Genomic DNA, 17,477 nt, shown 5'->3' with positions numbered 1-17,477 from the left:
GCAGCGCCGGCGGCGGCGCCGCGCCCGCCGCGCCGGCCGGCGCCAACGGCAACGGCAACGGCCGCGTCAACGGGCCGATCCGCATCACCTATAGCAACGGCAACTTCAAGGGCCTGCTCGACACCGCCGCCGCCCGCTTCGGCGTGTATTGGAAGTACGTCGACGGCACCATCCAGTTCTTCTACACCGAGTCGCGCACCTTCCAGATCAACGCCATCCCGGGCGATTCGAGCATGAGCGCCAACATCACCAGCGGCGCCGGCTCCACCGGCGGCGTCAGCGGCGGCGGCGGGGCGGGCGGCGGCGCGGCCAACGGCGCCGCCGCCGGGGTGAGCACCAGCAACAGCCAGAACATCGGCGTCGCCTCCAAGCTGTCGGTCTACGCCAGCATCGAGAAGTCGGTCGGCGCCATGTTGTCGGGCTACGGCAAGGTGGTGGCCTCGCCGGCCACCGGCGCCATCACCGTGGTCGACACGCCCGACACGCTGGACCACATCGCCAGCTTCATCGACGGCGAGAACAAGTCGCTGTCGCGCCAGGTGGTGATCAACGTCACGGTGTTGTCGGTCAACCTGGCCGACGCCGACGAGTACGGCATCAACTGGAACCTGGTCTACCAGGGCCTGAGCAACAAGTACGGCATCAAGAACGCCGCCGCCGCCGGCAGCAACGGCGTCGGCTTCTCGGCCGGCATCCTGGCCACCGCCGGCAGCAAGCTGGCCGGCACCTCGCTGGTGATCAACGCCCTGTCCGAACAGGGCAAGGTGCGGCGCCAGACCACCGCCTCGGTGGTGACCTTGAACAACCAGCCGGTGCCGGTGCAGGTGGCGCGCCAGACCAGCTACCTGCAATCGTCGCAGACCACCGTGACGGCCCTGGTGGGCGCCTCGACCACGCTGACGCCGGGCACCGTCACCTCCGGCTTCAACATGAGCATCCTGCCGCACATCCTGGCCAACGGCACGGTGATGTTGCAGTTCTCCACCGACATCTCGGCGCTGCGCGGCATCCGCACGGTGACCAGCAACGGCAGCATGATCGAGACGCCGGAGATGGACACCCGCAACTTCCTCCAGCGCGTGGCGATGAAATCGAACGAGACGCTGATCATCAGCGGCTTCGAGCAGACCGACGACAACCTCGACCGCAGCGGCGTGGGCACGGCCAGCAACTACCTGTTCGGCGGCGGCCTCAAGGCCAGGTCGAGCAAGGAAGTGATCGTGGTATTGGTCACCCCGACCACCATGGGTAGTCTGTAAGCGAGGCGCCGCCATGACCGTCTACCTGACCTCCATCGGCAAGCAGCGCTTCGTCTGCGGCCTGTTCTGGCAATCGCTGTCGCGTCCACGTGAGCTGGAGCAGGAGGCCCGCGCGCTGGCGCGCAAGATGGCCTTCGACCTGATGCTGCTGCGCAGCGAGCACGGCGCCGCCCAAGCCGGCTTCGCCCAGTCCGGCGCGGCGGCGCGCCGCGGCCTACCCTCGCTGGCCGCCGCCGTCTGCAAGGCGGTCGCCAGCGAGGGCGCCTTTTACGACGGCCGCCAGCAGCGCGTGCACAACTGGCTGGGCGCGTTCAAGCTGCCCGACGGCATGTGGGCCTACTTCGCCGTGCGCGACGCCAATTTCCTGCCCAACGGCGACTTCGCCGGCAGCAAGGAGGAGGTGCTCGAACGCCTGCACGGCGACTATGGCCTGGGCGGCTGGAACGTGGTGATCGGCGACGCCGAACTGGCCGAGTACGATTTCCACAACTTCAACCCGCGCCAGCTGCTCGACCTGCTGCCACTTGGCAAGGGCGGCCAGCCGCGCCGCCGCCGCGAATGGGCCTTGCGCGCCGTTGAGCGCCGCCTCGACTGGCGCCACGCGGCGGCCGCCGGCGCCGTGCTGTTGCTGCTGGGCGCCGCCGGCTACGCCTGGTGGCAGCAGCAATTGCGCCAGCGCGCCGCCGCCGAGAAGGCGCGCGCCGCCGAGGCCGAGCTGGCGCTGCACGGCGGCGCCCGGGCGCCGCGCCACCCCTGGGCCGGCCGCGCGCTGCCGCAGCCGCTGGCGCAGGCCTGCGTCGAGCGGCTGACCTTGCCGACCGCCGGCGGCTGGCAGCTCGACGACTACATCTGCGAGGCCAGCCAGTTCAGCTACACCTGGTCGCGCCAGGGCTCGACCATCGACTACATGCTGGCCAGCGTGCCGGCCGCAGTGATCGACCTGAGCGGCGAGAAGGCGGTCTACAGCGCCGCGTTGGCGCCGCCGGCCGGCCCCGACGAGACGCTGCTGGAACAGCGCGCGCTGCTCGAACCGCTGCTGTCGCGGCTGCAACTGGTCGGCCTGGCGCCCAAGCTGAGCCGGGTGCCGGCGGCACCGCCGCCGCCGCCCGTCGAAGGGCAGGCGGCGCCGTTGGCGCCGGATTGGAAGGCCTTCACCTTCACCCTGGCGGCGGCCGGACTGCCGCCGCTGGAGGTGGCCGCCATGCTGAGCCAGCCCGGCGTGCGGATCGACAAACTCATTTACCGCGCCGGTGCGTGGTCCATCGAAGGAGTGATGTATGCGAAATAGTTCCCCTAGTTCCCTGCTGCTGGCCGCCTGCCTGGCCGCCCCGCTGACCCTGGCCCTGACCCTGCCCTTGTCGGCCGCCGCCGTCGAGACGGCCGCCGACCGGCTGACCCGGATCGAGGCCGAGACCCTGGTGCTGAAGGCGCGCGAGAAGCAGCTCGACGTCCAGGTCAACATCATGAGCAAGCAGAACGACATCGTCGCCAAGCAGCAGCTCAACGAGTTGATGGTGCAGAACGCCGTGATGGGCGATCCGGTGATCCGCTCCATCGAGGGCATCGGCAAGACGCTGTACGCCACGCTGCAGCTCAACAACGGCACCATGGTCGACGCCCAGGTCGGCGAGGTGCTGTCGAACGGCATGAAGGTGGTTTCGATCCGCGCCAACGAGGTGATCGTCCAGACCGGCAAAAAACGGCGCATCCGCCTGGCCGCCACGGTCAACACGCCGGCCACCTTCAACCCCAACTTCCCCAGCGCCGGCGTGCCGCTGCCGCCGCCGCTGCCCTTGTCGATGTCGATGGGCCTGCCGCCCGGAGGTGGCAAGTGAAGCTGTCGTCCTGGCCCCGGCTATACGCCGAGCCGGCCAGCTTCGTCGCTGCCGCCGCCGGCAATGGCGGTGGCCACGCCGCGCTGCGCGCCTCGCTGGCGCAGACCATGCAGGCGCCGCCCGACGGCGCCGAGGCGGCCATCCTCAGCGCCGGCGGCGCCTTCGAGGCCAGCGCCGAGGAGCGCAAGATGCTCTGCCTGCTGGCCGACGGCCGCCTGCTGGTGGCCGAGGGCCAGGAGCTCAACGGCCACGTGCTGTCCTACCGCGCCCGGCTCGACAAGCTGGGCCACGATTGCCGCGCGCAGTTCGTCGACATCGCCACCATCGAGCGGATCTACCGCGACGGCGGCGCGCCGGCCGGGCGCCACCAGGAACACACGATGATGCAGGTGACCGCCAAGGAGCTGCTCAAGCGCGCCTGCCTGGAGCGCGCCTCGGACATCCACCTGCGCGTGCGCAAGAGCTCGACCGAGATCTACTTCCGCGTCCACAACGACCTGGTGCGCGCCGGCGGCCAAACGCGCGAATACGGCGAGCGCCTGCTGGCCACGCTGTACGGCGCCATGACGTCGGTGTCGGACAGTTCGTACAAGCCGACCGAGCGGCAGGACGCCAGCATCGCCGACCGCGACAAGCTGCCGGCCCAGTTGTACGGCGTGCGCATCGCCACCGCGCCGACCAGCGACGGCGCGCTGATGGTGCTGCGCCTGCTCTACAACGACGCCGGCGACAATATCGACCTGCTGCCGCTCGGCTTCGGCGCGGCGCAGGCGGCGCAGATCCAGCATCTGAAGGAACAGCCGATCGGCATGAACATCATCAGCGGGCCGACCGGCTCGGGCAAGTCGACCACCTTGCAGCGGGTGCTCAGCGGCGCGCTGCTGGAGGCCCAGGGCAAGCTGCACGTGATGACGGTGGAGGACCCGGTCGAGTATCCGATCGAGGGCGCGGTGCAGACCTCGGTCACCAACGCCGCCACCGAGGAGGAGCGCGGCCGCCTGTTCGCCGCCGCCATCAGCAACGCGCTGCGGCTCGACCCGGATACCATCATGATCGGCGAGATGCGCGACCGCGCCTCGGCGCAGAACGCGTTGCGCGCGGCGATGACCGGGCACCAGGTTTGGACCACGGTGCACGCCAACAGCGCGGTGGCCATCGTCGACCGCCTGCTCGACCTGGGCCTGCCGCTCGGCCTGGTGGCCGACCACACGGTGGTCACCGGCTTGATCAGCCAGCGCCTGGTCAAGCTGCTATGCCCGCACTGCAAGCTGCGCTTGGCCGACCTGGCCGAGCTGGCGCCGGAGCGGGCGCCGACGGCGGCGCTGCTGGCGCGGCTGCGCCTGGCGCTGGGCGGCGCGCTCGACGGCGTTTGCGTCGCCGGCGCCGGCTGCGCCCACTGCCGCCAGCAGGGCACGGTGGGACGCACCGTGGTGGCCGAGGTGATCCTGCCCGACGAGCAGTTTTTCAAGCACCTGCGCGCCGGCGAGAAGGTCGCCGCCGTGGCCCACTGGCGCCGCGCGCTGGGCGGCCGCACCTTGCTCGAACACGCGCTGGAGAAGGTCGCCGCCGGCCTGGTCGATCCGCGCATGGCCGAGAAAATGGTCGGCCATCTGGCCGGCGCCGACGGTGGGGGCGGCCATGGCGCTTGACCTGCAACGGCGCTGGGCCAGGAGCCAGCTGACCGACTCGGTGCGGCTGCGGCTGTACCGCAAGATCGCCAAGATGCTGGGCAACGGCCTGCCGCTGCTGCGCATCATGGAGGAGTTGCAGGGCCGCGCCTCGCAGCAGGGCAAGCGGCCCAACGAACCGCTGGCGCTGGTGCTCGACGACTGCCGCCGCATGGTGCAGAACGGCCGTCTGCTGGCCGAGGCGCTCGACTGGTGGGTGCCGCGCACCGAGCAGATGATCCTGATGGCCGGCGAGCAGTCGGGCCGGCTGGAGGCGACCCTGATGGCGCTGATCGACGTGGTGCAGGCGGCCAAGAAGATCCGCAACGTGATCCTCGGCGGGGTGGTCTACCCGGTCGCCGTGTTCGGCCTGGTGCTGGCCTACATCTACCTGTTCGGCACCCGCGTCATCCCGCAGTTCGCCCGCATGGTCGATCCGAGCGGCTGGCACGGTGCCGCCAAGTCGCTGTACCTGATGTCGCAGCTGGTGCAGCACTGGATGCTCTACGTGCTGCTGGCCGGCGCGGCGCTGTTGGCGGCGCTGCTGCTGTCGCTGCCGCGCTGGCGCGGCGACCTGCGCGTGCTGGCCGACCGCTTCGCGCCGTATTCGGTGTACCGGCTGGTGGTCGGCAGCGGCTTCCTGATGGCCTTCTCGGCGCTGCAATTCGCCGGCATCACGGTGGAAAAATCGCTGATGCGGCTGTCCGACATGGCCGACCCCTGGCTGCGCGAGCGCCTCGACGGCGCCCTGCTCGGCGTCAAGTCGGGTCTCAACTGCGGCGAGGCGCTGCGCAACGCCGGCTACGGCTTCCCCTCGCGCGAGGTGGTCGACGATCTTTGTGTCTACGCCGAGTACAAGGGTTTTGCCCAGGCCTTGAAGATCCTCGCCGACGAGTGGATGGAGGAGGGTATCGAGCAGGTCACGCTGCAGATGAAGGTGCTGAATGGTTTTGCGATCGTCAGCCTGGCGATTGTCATTGCATGGTTGGTGGCCGGCTTCTTCGGCATCCAGCAGGAGATCGCGACGATGGCGCGCGCGGTCCGTTGATTTTTTCTTTCCGTTGTCTTTTCTTTTAACTTTGAATGAGGAACCGCACCATGAAAAAAGCTTCCATGAACAAGCTGGGCATCGTTGCCTTCCGCAGCCGTCAACGCGGCGCCTCGCTGCTGGAGGGGATCGCCTATCTCGGCATCGCCGCCATCGTCATTCTGGGCGCCGTGTCGCTGCTCAGCAGCGCCTTCGGCAACGCCCGCTCGAACCAGGCCTCGGAGGAGGTGGTATCGCTGCGCACCGCCGTCAAGAAGCTGTACTCCGGCCAGATCTATCCGGCCACCATCGTTTCCACGCTGGTCGCGGCGCACGCCATTCCCGGCTCACTGGTGGTCGACAGCGACAAAAAGACCGTGACCAACTCCTGGGGCGGCGCCGTCACGGTGACCCCGGGCCCCAACGGCGGCTCCTTCGTCATTAACTATCCGTCGGTGCCGCAGGACGTGTGCATCAACCTGGTCACCGGCGCCAACGGTTGGACCAAGATCGACAACGACGGCAAGGGGGAGGTTACCACTTTCCCGGTCAACGCCGAGGCGGCCCTGGGGGTCTGCACCGCGCCCGCCAACAAGCTCGCCTTCGCCGCGAACTGAGCCACCTTGAGCGAGCAAGCACCAATGAGCGACGCCAGCAAAGTGCGGGAACTCGACTTCTCCGACCTGTATCTGGGCCACCCCGGCGTGGCCGAGCGTTTTTCCGACGTGCCGGGCGCGCCGGCCAATCCGCTGTGCGCCGGGCCGGCCCTGCGTGCCGATCTGGACCGCCTTGGCACGCTGTGCCACGCCCGCCTCATTGGCGCGCCGGCGGCCAACGCCTTCCAGGTCAGCCACGACCAGGTCAACTACCGCGTCACGGTGCTGCGCGCCGTGGCCGGGCTGACCTTCGTGCTACGCAAGATGGCCGGCCGGGTCGAGTCGCTCGCCGCGCTTGGCCTGCCGCAGGCCTACTTGCACCAGTTGATGGCGCGCGACCTGAGCGGCCTGGTGATCGTCGCCGGCGGTGTCAAGTCGGGCAAGACGATGAGCGCCTGCGCCCTGGTGCGCGACCGGCTGCGGGCGCACGGCGGCGTGGCCGTCACCGGCGAGCGGCCGATCGAGCTGCCGCTGGAGGGCAGCCATGGCCAGGGCATCTGCTTCCAAACCAGCATGCCGGCCGAGCCGCGCCATTTCGCCGGCGCCTTCCGCCAGTTGCTGCGCTCGGGCGCGCAGACCATCCTGATCGATGAGATCAGCGACCACGAGACCGCCGTCGAGGTGTTGCAGGCCAGCGTCAACGGCCACCTGATCGTCACCACCATGCTGGCCGACAGCGTGGTGCAGGCGGTCGGCAAGTTGCAGGCGCTGGCCAGCCACAAGCTGCCGGCCGAGCGCAGCCAGGCGCTGCTGGCCGACGGTTTGGGCGCGGTGCTGCACCAGCAACTGCTGCGCGGTCCCAAGGCGATGCTCAAGGCCGAGCTGCTGTCGCTGAAGGACGCGGCGGCGGCGCGCGCCACGCTGCGCTGCGGCGACCACGAGATGCTGGCCTCGGAGCTGCGCCGGCAGATGGCTTCGATGATCAGCGCCAACGCGGCGGCGCAAAGAATGGCGGCGGCCTAGATGTGGAACCTGGCGGTGTTGACCGTGCTGATATCCCTCGCCGGCTACTACGCGAGCGCCGACAAGGCCGGCATCGAAGTGCAGCGCCAGGCCCGGGCCGACCGGCAGGCCGACGAGATGGCGCTGTACCGCGACGCGGTGGCGCGTTATTTCGCCGGCCACGGCGGCGGCCCGCGCAGCGTCAACCTGGCGACGCTGCGCGCCGGCGGCGTGCTGCAGGCGTGGTCGCCGCTGGCCGCCGCAGCGGCCACCACGATCTGGGCCAACTACCGCAACGCCGCCGGCACCATTTACATCTACGCGGCGCAGCCGCCGGACACCAATATCGTCGCCGACATCGTGCGCCTGTCGCGCAATTCGGTGCTGGCCGGCGTCTACCGCAGCGGCGACAGCAATTTGTACTCGCCCATTTTCGGCGACACCCAGATCAAGCTGCCCACGCCGGCCGAGCTGGCCATCCCGGACGGCAGCCCGGTCTGGATCGTGCTGGCGCAATGACGCGCGTTGGAACTCATTGAAACTCATTGACACTCATTGACACGCAACGAGGACGCTTATGAAGATATCCAGGCAGGGTGGCATGACGCTGATCGAGATGATCGGCGCGCTGGCGATCGGTTCGATCATGATGGCCGGTTTGTCGGCCATGATCGGCGACGCCCTCGACGACGGCGAGGGCCAGCAGGCGGCGCTGTACCAGGCGCAGGTGGTGGCGGCGGCGCGCCAGTATATCGGCGCCAACTACCAGGCGCTGCTGGCGGCCACGCCGGCGGCGGCCAGCGTGGCGGTGGTCGACATTGCCGCGCTCAAGGCGCAGCGCTTCCTGCCGGCCGGCTTCGCGCCGCAGAACGGCTATCAGCAAGTGAGCTGTGTGCTGGTGCGCCAGCCGACGCCGGGCAGCGGCAAGCTCGATGCGCTGATCGTCGGCAGCGGCGGGCAGAAGATCGAAGACAAGAACATCGCTGCGGTGGCGGCCGGCGCCGGCCAGGGCAGCGGCTACATCACGGCGGCGACGCCGGGCACCGCCGTCGGCGCCTCGTGGAGCATGGTCACCACCGCCTACCGGGGCGCCAAGTGCCCGGGGGCGGCGGCGGCGCTCACCGGCGGCGCCGACGACGCCGGCCACCTGGTGTCCAACCTGTTCTTCGACGGTCCGGGCCAGCTGTCCACCGACTTCCTCTACCGCAGCGCGGTGCCGGGGCGGCCGGAGTTGAACCAGATGCGCGCGCCGATCCACATGCTGCCCGGCAGCGGCGCCCAGGCCACCGAGAACGACGCCGGCGACCCGCGCTGCACCGTGGCCGCCGGCACCGGCAAGATCGCGGTCGACACCCAGGGCCGCGTGCTGAGCTGCCAGTCCGGCGTGTGGAAGCGCCAGGGCGCGGCATTTTGGAAGGACCCGGTGGCGAGCTTCGCCGCCCTGCCGGGCAGCGACAACCAGCCGGGCGACGTGCGCATGGTGTTGGATTTGAGCCGTGGCTTCACCTGGAACGGCAGCCAGTGGAAGGCGCTGGCGGTCGACCAGGACGGCAACCTGGCGCTGCCCGGCCGCCTGGGCAGCCACGACGCCATCCTCAACCGGGTGGTGGTGGCCAAGAGCGCCTGCGACGCCGACGACCCGGACGGCACCATGGCGCGCGACGCCAGCGGTCTGGTGATGTCCTGCCAGTTCGGCCTGTGGCAGTCGCAGACCAACATGGCGCTGCAAGCCAGCGACACCGGCTGTGCGGTGATCATGCCATCCTCCGTGAGGGTGCCCGATCCCGAATGCACCACGGCCTATCACGGCCCGCGCAATTATTCCCAGGCGGTCGACACCTGGGAGGCGGAGATCAAGCGCCAGATGATGCCGACCAAGAATGGTCTGATCAACGTCAACGTCTGGGCCAGGATGAACCGCGACCTGGCCAACAACGACAAGGTACAAGGCCAGGTGCGGCTGCAGGTCGACATTATCGACAACGACACCGGCTCCTCCATCGGTCATACCGACGCGGAGTCGGTGCGCATCGATAACAGCTCGGCGACCATCAACGCCACGCTGTCGAAGACGGTGCAGCGCAACCGAACCGGCTACAGCGTGCGGATCCGCCCGTCCTGGAGCACCCTCGAGGGCCCCACCACGCCCTTCAACCGGGCCAACTTCAGGAACTACGACGGCAGCGTGGTGGAGCAGGTACCCCTGTCCACCGGCTGGAACATGGACTTGTTCCAGTGAGGGCGCACATCCGGGACTCGGCGGCGCGGCGGGCCGCCGCGTTGCTCTGCCTGGCGCTGGCGCCGGCTGCGGCGCAGGCTTGCTGGGAGGAGGCGGGCACGCGCTACGGTGTCAACCCGCACCTGTTGTACGCCATCGCCAAGACCGAGTCGGGCTTGAATCCGGCGGCCAGGAACCAGAACAAGAACGGCTCCTACGATGTCGGCCTGATGCAGATCAACAGCAGCTGGCTGCCGCGCCTGCGCCAGTTCGGCCTGGACGAGCGGCAGCTGCTCGAACCGTGCACCAGCATCCAGGTGGGCGCCTGGATCCTGGCGCAGAACATGCAAAGGCTGGGCAACTCGTGGGACGCGATCGGCGCCTACAACTCCAGCAAGCCGGCGCTGCGCCTGAAGTACGCGCTGCGCGTCTACAAGAACATTCCACCGGCCGTGCTGCAACAGGGCGCCGGCCAATGAGGCCCTCGGCCCGCCCCCGCCGCAGATGAATATCGCTTGCCACGTCCCGGGCGAAGCGCAGTTCGAACAACTGCGCGTGGCGTTGGCGCGCGCCGGCTTCGCCTGCGAGCGCTTCGCCAGCGACAGCCTGCTGCTGCGGGCGATCCACCGGCGCAGCTTCGACTTCATCCTGATCGACCTCGGCGATAGCCAAGCCAACGACAATCTGTTTTCCTGGCTGACCTGCCGCGCCGGCGAGAACACGCCGGTGCTGGTGCTGTCGGCGTTGCGCAACGCGGAGTGGGTCGCCGAGCTGCTCAACGCCGGCGCCGACGACGTGTTGCTGCGGCCGTTCGAGGAGGTCGAACTGGTGGCGCGCATCCGCGCCGTGTTGCGCCGCGCCGGCCAGCGCCAGGCGCGCCGCGCCATCGACATGTCCGGTTTCCAGCTCGACCGCGAGGCCGCCAGCTTTTGCTATCTGGGGCAGGCCATCGAGCTGACGCCGCGTGAATTCACCATGGCCTGGCTGTTCTTTTCCTCGCCCGGCGTCTACATCTCGCGCGAGACCATCGGCAGCGCGATCTGGGGCACCGGCAGCGAGGTGGCCGGCCGCACCATCGAGCAGCACGTCTACAAGCTGCGCAAGAAGCTGTCCGCCGCGCTGGCCGGCGCCGTCAACATCCGCACCGCCTACAACCAGGGCTACCGGCTCGAACTGGCCGAGCAGGACGCCGCGCCGACCGCCTAGGCTTCACCATTGCCGGCGCCGCGCCTGCGGCCGCCATGGCTGCGCCCTTCCGACTTCCCAACTGCCCGGCTCCGGCCGCATTGCAACCGGCTTCCGACCGGGCTTTGTCCGGTTTTTGAGCGATGCAGGCGGGGCCGAGATTCTCAAAATTCCTCAATTTCTCATCAATGCTCACAGTTCGTTTTTTCCGCTGCGGGTCGCTGATATTGTTCATTCAAGTCGTGGCGGCGTTGCCGATATCGCGCTCCGCCACCCAGTCACATGGACGTTTAACGCAGGTTCTTGGAGAAAAATATGACGCATGCCAGCACAGTTGTGAACGAAGTTGCCGCCCTGTCTGGCGCCGCCCAACCAGGCCTGATGCCATCCGCCGTGGCGCCGCTCGACCTCGACCAGCTGTACCGCAAACACCATCAGCACCTGCTGCGCTTCGTGCAGCGCTACCTGCGCAATGCGGAGGACGCCGCCGACGTGGTGCAGAACACTTTTGTCGAGGCGGCGCGTTGCGCCGACCGCTTCTCCGGCCTGTCCAAACCGTCGACCTGGTTGTTTGGCATCGCCCTGAATCTGGCCCGCAACCAAGTGCGCCGCAACTGCGCCGACATGTACGAATGCGTCGACGAGACCTTTTTGGAGCAGATCGCCGACACCGAGGCCGACCCGGCGAAACTGGTCGAGCTGCGCCAGATCGCCGGCAAGGTGCAGGCACTGCTGGATCAACTGCCGGCACCGATCCGTGCCACCTTCGACGCCGTGCTCGACGGCGAGTCGACCTACGAGCAGGCCGCCGAACAGCTGTGCATTCCGATCGGGACGGTGCGTTCGCGCGTGTCGCGGGTGCGTACGGCGATGCGTCTCGAATGCGCCTAAGCCGCGCCGCCGCCACATGCGGGCGGCGCGCTCAGCGCGTGCCGCCGGACGGCCTGGTTTTGGCGGCGGCGAGCCATGCCGCCGCCTGGTCGGCCAGCGCCATGATGGCGTCGAGCACGCCGGGTTCGTCGCTGAAATCGGCGATCGGGATGGTGCGGATCGCCACATGGCAGCCATTGTCGGCCTGCCATAACAGCTCGGTGGCGCCGTCGGCGGCCGTCAGCGCCGCCGGCGGCCAGCAGCCGTAGGGCAGCTGCTCGCTGCGCGGCAGGGTCGCCACGATGGTCAGGCAGGGCAGGGCGTCGCGCAGCGTGACGGTGCTGCTGGTGGCGATGGCGCCCAAGCGCAGCTCCAGCACCGGCGCCGTATGGGCCGCGTCGGCCTGTTCGGCCAGATCGACCATCTCGCGCAGGAAGCGCGTCATGCCCGCCAGGGAGCCATCGAGTTCACCAGTCATTTCAATATTCCGCTGCGAGGTGGAGGCCATGTGGTTGCGGAGAACCGTTGGGACGCCTGGGTTGGGGAGGGGAACGCGATAAGGATGCGCCATTTTACGCATCGTCGTGCGGCATGCAAGCCATTTCACTTCGATCTTGTCATGCTGGGTGGCGCGGCGACGAGCAACGGTTCCTTCGTCGTCGCCGCGCGCGCGGCGGCAAGCGGCGGCACGGTTTTTTTGTCGTCTTGCGGCGCAGCCGGGAACTATCGCCACTGCGCCGCGCACTCATATGTAGCCGTCCCTGTCGATCCGGGGCGGAGTTTAGTAGTTTATCCACTCAAGGAGGTTATATGGCAGCACAAGGTGCAGCGTCAGTGTTAGGTAGCTTTAAGGCAATCGCCGACATTTCGATGACCGGCGCGGCGTCGGAGGCGGTCGATGCCGCCAACGCCTACGAGAAGATGAAGAAGAAGGGGCGCGATGCCGCGCTGCAGCTGATTTAAGCGGCAGCCGGAAGCACGGGCCGGGAGGCCTGCGCCAACGGCAAGGGGCGCGTTGAGGCGTGCCCCTTCCGGCACCGGGCGCCAAGGCATGGCAGCACTCATCACCACCACGTCGAACCAAGGAGAGACGATGATCAACGCAGAGAACAAATTGTGGGGCGGCGTCCAATCGCAGGGCACGGCCGGGCCCAATCCAGGTCCAGGCAATCCGATGGGGCAGGCGGCCCAGCAGGCCTCGGCGGACGCCATTGCGTTCCAGTTGTGGGTATCCCAGCAGGCCACGTCGCTGGCCAAGTTGAAGGTTTTCCACACCATGGCCAAGCAGGTCAACGATCAGCAATAGGCGTTGCGCGATGCGCCTGGCGCGCATCGTGGCAGCGTTCAAATCACATTTATCCGGAGCGCATGATGGCACTATCGATCAGTGAACAAACCAGGGCTGGGGCGGCCCGCGACATCGCCGAGCTCAAGGCGGTGGACCATGCCGGCGACAATGTCGACGACGTGACAACCTTCACCAAGTTTATCAAGAAGGCCGAAGAAGTGGCCCAGGCGGCCTTGTAGGCGGCCTTGTAGGTGGGATTGTGCCGGCATCGTTGCCGGTTTTTTTTTGCGGAGCCGACATCGCTGCCGGCATCAGCGGCATCAGCGGCGCCGGTTCGCATCGGCCACGCCTGCCGTGGCCGATGCCGCAACAGCTCCCTCAACCCTTCCTGGGCAGGCCACGCCGGCGCGGCATGATTACCGTGTCCGCCTCGGCGCCCCATTCGCCGCCGTCCAGCGTCTGCCGCGCCTGCCAGGCGGCAAGCGCCGGACCTCGCCATACACCCTTGGACAGGTTCGGTTTGACGCTGGCATCCTGCCGCGCCGGGTTTTTCTTTGCATGCATGATTTTTCTCCGTGAATGATGGCTCACAGGGTAAGTGCGTTGGCGGCCGGCGCGGTTCCATGCCGATTCGGCGCCGCCGGGGCGGGCGCGACGGGAACTTAAGCGTCGCCCCACCCACCCATCAGACGACACGCTGTCCAACCCAGGCAACAGGAGCCACCCATGAATGCTATTTCCCCCATCGCCGAGCACGCCGCCGCGCCGCGTCCAACCGGCGGCGCCGACGGCAGTCGCCTGACGCTCGAGATCCAATCCATCGAAGCGAACGACGGCGCCCAGTTCCGCTCGGCGCTGGAGCGCCAGGTGCAGGCGCGCAGCGGCGCCGGCGCCGGTCCCGGCGCCGCCCAGCACGTCACGCTCGGCGAGAAGCTGGCCGGCCGCGCCAGCGGCCTGGCGGGCGAGCTGCGCAAGGACCAGCAGCACGTCTCCAAGATGTTGGAGGGCGCCAGCCAGAGCGGCGATTCGATGCAGCTGATGAAGGCCATGATGGCCTTGAGCGACTACCAGATCCGGGTGCAGACGATCTCCAAGACCGTGTCGAAGGCGACGCAGGCCTTCGACCAGCTCACCAAGCTTCAGTAAGCGCATGGAGCATCGATCTGTGATGTATCTGCGGGCCTTATTGCAGGCCCTGCGGCAGGCCTTGCCGCAGCTGGCGCGCCTGGGCGCGGTGTGTTTCCTGGGCCTGTTGTGCGCCTGCGGCAAGGTGGTCGATTTGCAGAGCGGCTTGAACGATATCGACGCCAATGAAATCGTCACGGTGCTGAACCGGCACGGCATCGAGGCGCAGAAGCGCGCCAGCAAGGAGGGCGTGGTGTTGGCGGTCAAGGACGGCGACATCGCCCGCGCCACCGACGTGATGCGCGCCGCCGGCCTGCCGCGCCGCGCCCGCTCCGACCTGGGCACGATCTTCAAGAAGGAAGGCATGATTTCTACTCCGTTGGAGGAACGCGTGCGCTACATCCACGGCCTGTCGGCCGAGCTGGAGTCGACCCTGTTGCAGTTCGACCGGGTGGTGGCGGCGCGGGTGCACGTGGTGCTGCCGGAGCGGATCGCGCCGGGCGAGCCGATCCAGCCATCGTCGGCGGCGGTGTTCGTCAAATATCTGGCGCCGCTCGACGAGGACACCGTGGTGCCGCGCATCCGCAACATGGTCGCCTCCAGCATCCCGGGCCTGGGCGGCGATGAGGGCCGGCGCAAGGTGACGGTGGTGTTGACGCCCAGCGAATTGAGCGCGCCGGCGGTGGAATGGACCACGGTCGGGCCGTTCCGCGTGATGTCCGATTCGGCCGACGGGCTGGGCGCGACCTTGCTGGCGCTGCTGGCCTTGGGCCTGGCCGGTGTGGTACTGGGCCTGCTGACGCTGGCGCGGCGCCATGCCGGCATGGCGCGCTGGCTGGATCGCTATTCCGGCAAGGAGCCGGTGTTCCTCGCCGAGGCGGACGACGACGACGACACGCCGGCGGCCGGCGGGGCCCAGCGTTGACGCCCGCCGCCGGCGGTGGCAGGGGGCTTCGTGCTGGACGCTGACTTCCTCGACTGGTGGTTCAGTCCCTGGCGCTATGCGGTTCGGAGTCCGGCCGGCCTGGCGCCGGCGCTGGAGCCGCTGGCGCGGCGCGACGGCTATCGCCTGTGGTGTCGCCAGGCGAACCTGCCGGCGGACCTGCCGGCGAGTTTGGAGCCGGCCTGGCAGTTGGTGGCGACCGATGACGGCGCCGCGCTGCGGGCCAGCGCGCGCCTGTTCGCCGGCCTATTGGCGGCGCGCGGCCAGCGCCGCGACGCGCTGGCCGCGCTGGCCTTCGCCGAGCGCAAATGGTGCATGGCCGTCGCCGCCACCCAGCCGCTGCAAGGCTGTCGCGCGCCGCCCTACACGGCCGACGACGCGCTGGAGGTGGTCGGCCTGGTCGAACTGGCGCGCCGCCTGGAGACGCAGTTCGCCGGCCTGTGGCCGCGTCTGCGCCTGACGTTGCCCGAGCCGCTGGCCGAGCGTGTCGACGCCTTGTTGGCGCGCGTCGCCGGCGAGAGCGTCGAAGCCTCGGCCCGGCGCGCGCAGCGCTGCTGGAGCCTGTGCCGCCAACGCGCGGCGGTGACGTGGGCGCCGAACGCCGGTCCTGTGGCCGACACCGAATTGATGAAGCGAGGATAGGATGGACAAATTTTGTGTGGCGGCGCTGCCGTTCGAGCCTCGGCTGGCGACCCGCGACGGGGTCTGGCGCGCGGCCGCGCTGGCGCGCTGCGCCGACGCCGGCGTGGTGGCGGACGAGTTGCTGGCGGCGGCGCGCCAGCAGGCCGAGGCCTTGGGACGGCAGGCGCAAAGCGAAGCGCGCGCCGCCGCGCTGGCGGCCGAGCAGGACACGCTGCGGCGCGCCGGCCCGCTGCTGCAAGGGCTGGAGCAGGCCAAGGCGGGCCTGCTGCTGCGCAGCGAGGATCTGGTGATCGAGCTGGCCCAGGCCCTGTTCGAACGGCTGGTGTTGGAGGCCGTGCCGCGGCAGCGCGTCGAGGCGGCGCTGCGGCGGGTGTTGCTGGAGGCGCCGCCGAAGCTGCTCGACGCCTGCTTGCGCGTGCACACGGACGATGCCGGGTGGTTGCCGGCGCTGGACTGGGAGATCAAACATGACGCCAGCTTGGCGCCTGGCTGTTGTCGGCTGGAGGCCGGCAACGGCGAATGGCAGGCCGATTTCGGCGCCGCCGTCGCCGCCTTGCATTCGGCCTTGCCGGCGCTGCTTCTGGCCGACCAGCCGGCGTCATTCGACGCCATGACTGACTGATACACATAGACCTGAGGCGGCGCCTCGTCGCCGCCATATTCGCATTGGAAGGATGAGAGCTCATGGTAGGTAAAACGCAGGCCACAAACAGTGCTGGCGCGGTGCACATGGCGGAGCTTGAACCGCCGCCGCCGCCTCCCCCGGTCGAGCCGCCGTCGAGCGGGTCCAGCGGACAGCAGCGCCGGTTCTCGATGAGCGGCGACGGCAGGACGGGTCTGCAACTGCGGCAGCAACTGCAGCAACTGGAGCAGGCACAGAACTCCTCCTCGCCGAACAATATCAGCGGCGATATACCGCAGCCTGGCGCGCAGTTGACGCGGGTATGCGAATTTCTCGGGGTGCTCAAAAGCAAGTTCAGCGCGCATTTATCGGCCTCGGAAAATGCCGCCGTCGATGCCCATTCGACTGCCTTGCAGTCCCCCGCCGAGACGACGAGCCAAAACGCTCCTACATTGATGGAGGAGCGTCTGAAATCGGCGCTCAGTTTCCTGAAAGAGCTGTACGACTCGGTCAAGCAGCGCCTCCCTCCGGCGCCGCCGGATGTGGTTGGCTCCGGGGGAACACCGCATGGACAAGCGTCCGACGCGCCGCCACCGCCATACTCGCTCGCGCCGCCGCCCGGTCACGCTGCTGTTGCCTCCAACCCGGCTCCGGCTCCAGCTCCAGCCCCCGCTCCCTCCCCAGCCGCAACCCCAACGGCCACCGCAACCGCGACCCCGTCGGACCAAGCTGCGGCCGAGGCGGCCGATGCCGCCCATCAGAAGAAGACTGAGCGGCTGAAAGGTTTGGAGGAGGCTTTGCAGGCCTTTTTTAATATCAGCGAGAAGGGCCGGAACGCCGCCTTGGAGCTGATCTGAAGCGCATCCGCAGGTCCGTTCATGGCGGCGAAAAAACAATGCGAAGCGGGGCGAACCGGACGGCCGCGCGCGCCACTCATCTGGACAGTCCGTCTATCCACCGGGAGAACACCGCATGTCCAACGCCATGATCCAGTCGCTACGCCACTTGAACAACCGCTCCGAGCAAACCGGTCAGCAGATGGCCGACTTCGGCCGCCGCCAGACTGCGGGCGAACAGCCCGATCCGGCCGAGTTCACCGCGCTGCTGCAGCAACGTTCCGTCACCCACGACGCCATGTCGGCCCAGCTCAAACTGCTGGAAAAGCCGATCCGCACCGTGCTGCAAGAGACCAAGTAAG

General features: G+C 68.6%; 23 protein-coding genes. 21 read left to right on the top strand and 2 right to left on the bottom strand.

From position 1 onward, the window contains the following. The 12 genes from pilN to H7U20_RS17325 all read left to right on the top strand — a co-directional run. A partial coding sequence (gene pilN / locus H7U20_RS17380) for a PilN family type IVB pilus formation outer membrane protein (protein ID WP_199760382.1) occupies positions 1 to 1,259 on the top strand: 1,259 nt, incomplete at its 5' end. 13 nt (positions 1,260 to 1,272) lie between these two features. Then, entirely contained in the window at positions 1,273 to 2,547 is a 1,275-nt protein-coding gene (pilO2, locus tag H7U20_RS17375; RefSeq protein WP_199760381.1) for a type 4b pilus protein PilO2, read from the top strand. Then, positions 2,537 to 3,094 (top strand): type IV pilus biogenesis protein PilP, encoded by a 558-nt coding sequence (gene pilP, locus H7U20_RS17370; RefSeq protein ID WP_199760380.1) that lies wholly within the window; start codon positions 2,537 to 2,539, stop codon positions 3,092 to 3,094. The genes pilO2 and pilP overlap by 11 nt, the downstream gene beginning before the upstream one ends. Positions 3,095 to 3,201: 107 nt before the next feature. Beyond that, positions 3,202 to 4,743: a GspE/PulE family protein gene (locus H7U20_RS17365; protein WP_199760414.1), complete on the top strand. Its 1,542-nt coding sequence runs from the start codon at positions 3,202 to 3,204 to the stop codon at positions 4,741 to 4,743. After that, complete coding sequence (locus tag H7U20_RS17360; RefSeq protein WP_199760379.1) at positions 4,733 to 5,809, top strand: type II secretion system F family protein; 1,077 nt, start codon at positions 4,733 to 4,735, stop codon at positions 5,807 to 5,809. Before H7U20_RS17365 ends, H7U20_RS17360 begins: the two co-directional genes overlap by 11 nt. Before the next feature lie 50 nt (positions 5,810 to 5,859). Then, complete coding sequence (locus H7U20_RS17355) at positions 5,860 to 6,405, top strand: type 4 pilus major pilin (protein WP_233410829.1); 546 nt, start codon at positions 5,860 to 5,862, stop codon at positions 6,403 to 6,405. Between the two features lie 24 nt (positions 6,406 to 6,429). After that, positions 6,430 to 7,407, top strand: coding sequence for an ATPase, T2SS/T4P/T4SS family (locus H7U20_RS17350; RefSeq protein ID WP_199760377.1), 978 nt, complete (start codon positions 6,430 to 6,432; stop codon positions 7,405 to 7,407). A gap of 24 nt (positions 7,408 to 7,431) precedes the next feature. Then, on the top strand, positions 7,432 to 7,905 hold the full coding sequence (gene pilM, locus H7U20_RS17345) for a type IV pilus biogenesis protein PilM (protein ID WP_199760376.1): 474 nt from the start codon (positions 7,432 to 7,434) through the stop codon (positions 7,903 to 7,905). A 58-nt stretch (positions 7,906 to 7,963) separates the two neighbouring features. Beyond that, positions 7,964 to 9,625 carry a shufflon system plasmid conjugative transfer pilus tip adhesin PilV gene (pilV, locus tag H7U20_RS17340; RefSeq protein WP_199760413.1) on the top strand — a complete coding sequence of 554 codons (1,662 nt, stop codon included), beginning with the start codon at positions 7,964 to 7,966 and terminating at the stop codon, positions 9,623 to 9,625. Continuing rightward, positions 9,622 to 10,083, top strand: coding sequence for a lytic transglycosylase domain-containing protein (locus H7U20_RS17335; RefSeq protein ID WP_370593169.1), 462 nt, complete (start codon positions 9,622 to 9,624; stop codon positions 10,081 to 10,083). The genes pilV and H7U20_RS17335 overlap by 4 nt, the downstream gene beginning before the upstream one ends. A gap of 25 nt (positions 10,084 to 10,108) precedes the next feature. Next, complete coding sequence (locus H7U20_RS17330) at positions 10,109 to 10,810, top strand: response regulator transcription factor (RefSeq protein ID WP_199760375.1); 702 nt, start codon at positions 10,109 to 10,111, stop codon at positions 10,808 to 10,810. 294 nt (positions 10,811 to 11,104) lie between these two features. Continuing rightward, positions 11,105 to 11,680, top strand: coding sequence for an RNA polymerase sigma factor (locus H7U20_RS17325; protein WP_199760374.1), 576 nt, complete (start codon positions 11,105 to 11,107; stop codon positions 11,678 to 11,680). Positions 11,681 to 11,711: 31 nt separating this feature from the next. Here H7U20_RS17325 and H7U20_RS17320 read toward each other — a convergent pair whose 3' ends face one another. Then, positions 11,712 to 12,137 carry a hypothetical protein gene (locus H7U20_RS17320; RefSeq protein ID WP_199760373.1) on the bottom strand — a complete coding sequence of 142 codons (426 nt, stop codon included), beginning with the start codon at positions 12,135 to 12,137 and terminating at the stop codon, positions 11,712 to 11,714. A 332-nt stretch (positions 12,138 to 12,469) separates the two neighbouring features. On the opposite strand from H7U20_RS17320, the gene H7U20_RS17315 reads away from it, so the two are divergent. From H7U20_RS17315 to H7U20_RS17305, 3 genes are all read left to right on the top strand, one after another. Further along, positions 12,470 to 12,622 (top strand): hypothetical protein, encoded by a 153-nt coding sequence (locus tag H7U20_RS17315; protein ID WP_199760372.1) that lies wholly within the window; start codon positions 12,470 to 12,472, stop codon positions 12,620 to 12,622. An 88-nt stretch (positions 12,623 to 12,710) separates the two neighbouring features. Further along, positions 12,711 to 12,965, top strand: a complete 255-nt coding sequence (locus H7U20_RS17310) for a hypothetical protein (RefSeq protein WP_233410828.1) — start codon at positions 12,711 to 12,713, stop codon at positions 12,963 to 12,965. 62 nt (positions 12,966 to 13,027) lie between these two features. Continuing rightward, positions 13,028 to 13,186 (top strand): hypothetical protein, encoded by a 159-nt coding sequence (locus H7U20_RS17305; RefSeq protein WP_199760371.1) that lies wholly within the window; start codon positions 13,028 to 13,030, stop codon positions 13,184 to 13,186. Between the two features lie 139 nt (positions 13,187 to 13,325). Here the strand turns inward: H7U20_RS17305 and H7U20_RS17300 are convergent, their stop codons facing one another. Beyond that, positions 13,326 to 13,511, bottom strand: coding sequence for a hypothetical protein (locus H7U20_RS17300; RefSeq protein ID WP_199760370.1), 186 nt, complete (start codon positions 13,509 to 13,511; stop codon positions 13,326 to 13,328). Between the two features lie 162 nt (positions 13,512 to 13,673). Here H7U20_RS17300 and H7U20_RS17295 point away from each other — a divergent pair, with 162 nt between their 5' ends. From H7U20_RS17295 to H7U20_RS17270, 6 genes are all read left to right on the top strand, one after another. Beyond that, the gene (locus H7U20_RS17295; RefSeq protein ID WP_199760369.1) at positions 13,674 to 14,093 is read left to right on the top strand and encodes an EscI/YscI/HrpB family type III secretion system inner rod protein; all 420 of its coding nucleotides are present in this window, start codon (positions 13,674 to 13,676) and stop codon (positions 14,091 to 14,093) included. Positions 14,094 to 14,097: 4 nt separating this feature from the next. Then, positions 14,098 to 14,997, top strand: a complete 900-nt coding sequence (gene sctJ, locus H7U20_RS17290; RefSeq protein WP_233410827.1) for a type III secretion system inner membrane ring lipoprotein SctJ — start codon at positions 14,098 to 14,100, stop codon at positions 14,995 to 14,997. Between the two features lie 30 nt (positions 14,998 to 15,027). Then, the gene (locus H7U20_RS17285; RefSeq protein ID WP_199760368.1) at positions 15,028 to 15,657 is read left to right on the top strand and encodes a hypothetical protein; all 630 of its coding nucleotides are present in this window, start codon (positions 15,028 to 15,030) and stop codon (positions 15,655 to 15,657) included. 1 nt (position 15,658) lies between these two features. Further along, a complete protein-coding gene (locus tag H7U20_RS17280; RefSeq protein ID WP_199760367.1) occupies positions 15,659 to 16,279 on the top strand; it encodes a FliH/SctL family protein in 621 nt (206 codons plus the stop codon). Between the two features lie 62 nt (positions 16,280 to 16,341). Then, entirely contained in the window at positions 16,342 to 17,136 is a 795-nt protein-coding gene (locus tag H7U20_RS17275; RefSeq protein ID WP_199760366.1) for a hypothetical protein, read from the top strand. 115 nt (positions 17,137 to 17,251) lie between these two features. Continuing rightward, complete coding sequence (locus H7U20_RS17270) at positions 17,252 to 17,476, top strand: hypothetical protein (protein WP_199760365.1); 225 nt, start codon at positions 17,252 to 17,254, stop codon at positions 17,474 to 17,476. Position 17,477: the final 1 nt, after the last annotated feature.

This window comes from Rugamonas violacea (genome assembly GCF_016461825.1).
Taxonomy (GTDB): Bacteria; Pseudomonadota; Gammaproteobacteria; order Burkholderiales; family Burkholderiaceae_D; genus Rugamonas.
Note: the sequence above shows the minus strand (reverse complement) of the source record. Positions and strands in the feature narration are given on the sequence as shown.

What these genes read in the sequence shown, in the direction of transcription:
- H7U20_RS17315 (WP_199760372.1), top strand. Translation starts at nt 12,470, where the DNA reads ATGGCAGCACAAGGTGCAGCGTCAGTGTTAGGTAGCTTTAAGGCAATC.
- H7U20_RS17305 (WP_199760371.1), top strand. Translation starts at nt 13,028, where the DNA reads ATGATGGCACTATCGATCAGTGAACAAACCAGGGCTGGGGCGGCCCGC.
- H7U20_RS17365 (WP_199760414.1), top strand. Translation starts at nt 3,202, where the DNA reads ATGCAGGCGCCGCCCGACGGCGCCGAGGCGGCCATCCTCAGCGCCGGC.
- pilV (WP_199760413.1), top strand. Translation starts at nt 7,964, where the DNA reads ATGAAGATATCCAGGCAGGGTGGCATGACGCTGATCGAGATGATCGGC.
- H7U20_RS17275 (WP_199760366.1), top strand. Translation starts at nt 16,342, where the DNA reads ATGGTAGGTAAAACGCAGGCCACAAACAGTGCTGGCGCGGTGCACATG.
- H7U20_RS17320 (WP_199760373.1), bottom strand. Translation starts at nt 12,137, where the DNA reads ATGACTGGTGAACTCGATGGCTCCCTGGCGGGCATGACGCGCTTCCTG.
- H7U20_RS17310 (WP_233410828.1), top strand. Translation starts at nt 12,711, where the DNA reads ATGGCAGCACTCATCACCACCACGTCGAACCAAGGAGAGACGATGATC.
- H7U20_RS17330 (WP_199760375.1), top strand. Translation starts at nt 10,109, where the DNA reads ATGAATATCGCTTGCCACGTCCCGGGCGAAGCGCAGTTCGAACAACTG.
- H7U20_RS17270 (WP_199760365.1), top strand. Translation starts at nt 17,252, where the DNA reads ATGTCCAACGCCATGATCCAGTCGCTACGCCACTTGAACAACCGCTCC.
- H7U20_RS17325 (WP_199760374.1), top strand. Translation starts at nt 11,105, where the DNA reads ATGACGCATGCCAGCACAGTTGTGAACGAAGTTGCCGCCCTGTCTGGC.
- H7U20_RS17295 (WP_199760369.1), top strand. Translation starts at nt 13,674, where the DNA reads ATGAATGCTATTTCCCCCATCGCCGAGCACGCCGCCGCGCCGCGTCCA.
- pilP (WP_199760380.1), top strand. Translation starts at nt 2,537, where the DNA reads ATGCGAAATAGTTCCCCTAGTTCCCTGCTGCTGGCCGCCTGCCTGGCC.
- H7U20_RS17360 (WP_199760379.1), top strand. Translation starts at nt 4,733, where the DNA reads ATGGCGCTTGACCTGCAACGGCGCTGGGCCAGGAGCCAGCTGACCGAC.
- H7U20_RS17350 (WP_199760377.1), top strand. Translation starts at nt 6,430, where the DNA reads ATGAGCGACGCCAGCAAAGTGCGGGAACTCGACTTCTCCGACCTGTAT.
- pilO2 (WP_199760381.1), top strand. Translation starts at nt 1,273, where the DNA reads ATGACCGTCTACCTGACCTCCATCGGCAAGCAGCGCTTCGTCTGCGGC.
- sctJ (WP_233410827.1), top strand. Translation starts at nt 14,098, where the DNA reads ATGGAGCATCGATCTGTGATGTATCTGCGGGCCTTATTGCAGGCCCTG.
- H7U20_RS17280 (WP_199760367.1), top strand. Translation starts at nt 15,659, where the DNA reads ATGGACAAATTTTGTGTGGCGGCGCTGCCGTTCGAGCCTCGGCTGGCG.
- H7U20_RS17300 (WP_199760370.1), bottom strand. Translation starts at nt 13,511, where the DNA reads ATGCATGCAAAGAAAAACCCGGCGCGGCAGGATGCCAGCGTCAAACCG.
- H7U20_RS17355 (WP_233410829.1), top strand. Translation starts at nt 5,860, where the DNA reads ATGAAAAAAGCTTCCATGAACAAGCTGGGCATCGTTGCCTTCCGCAGC.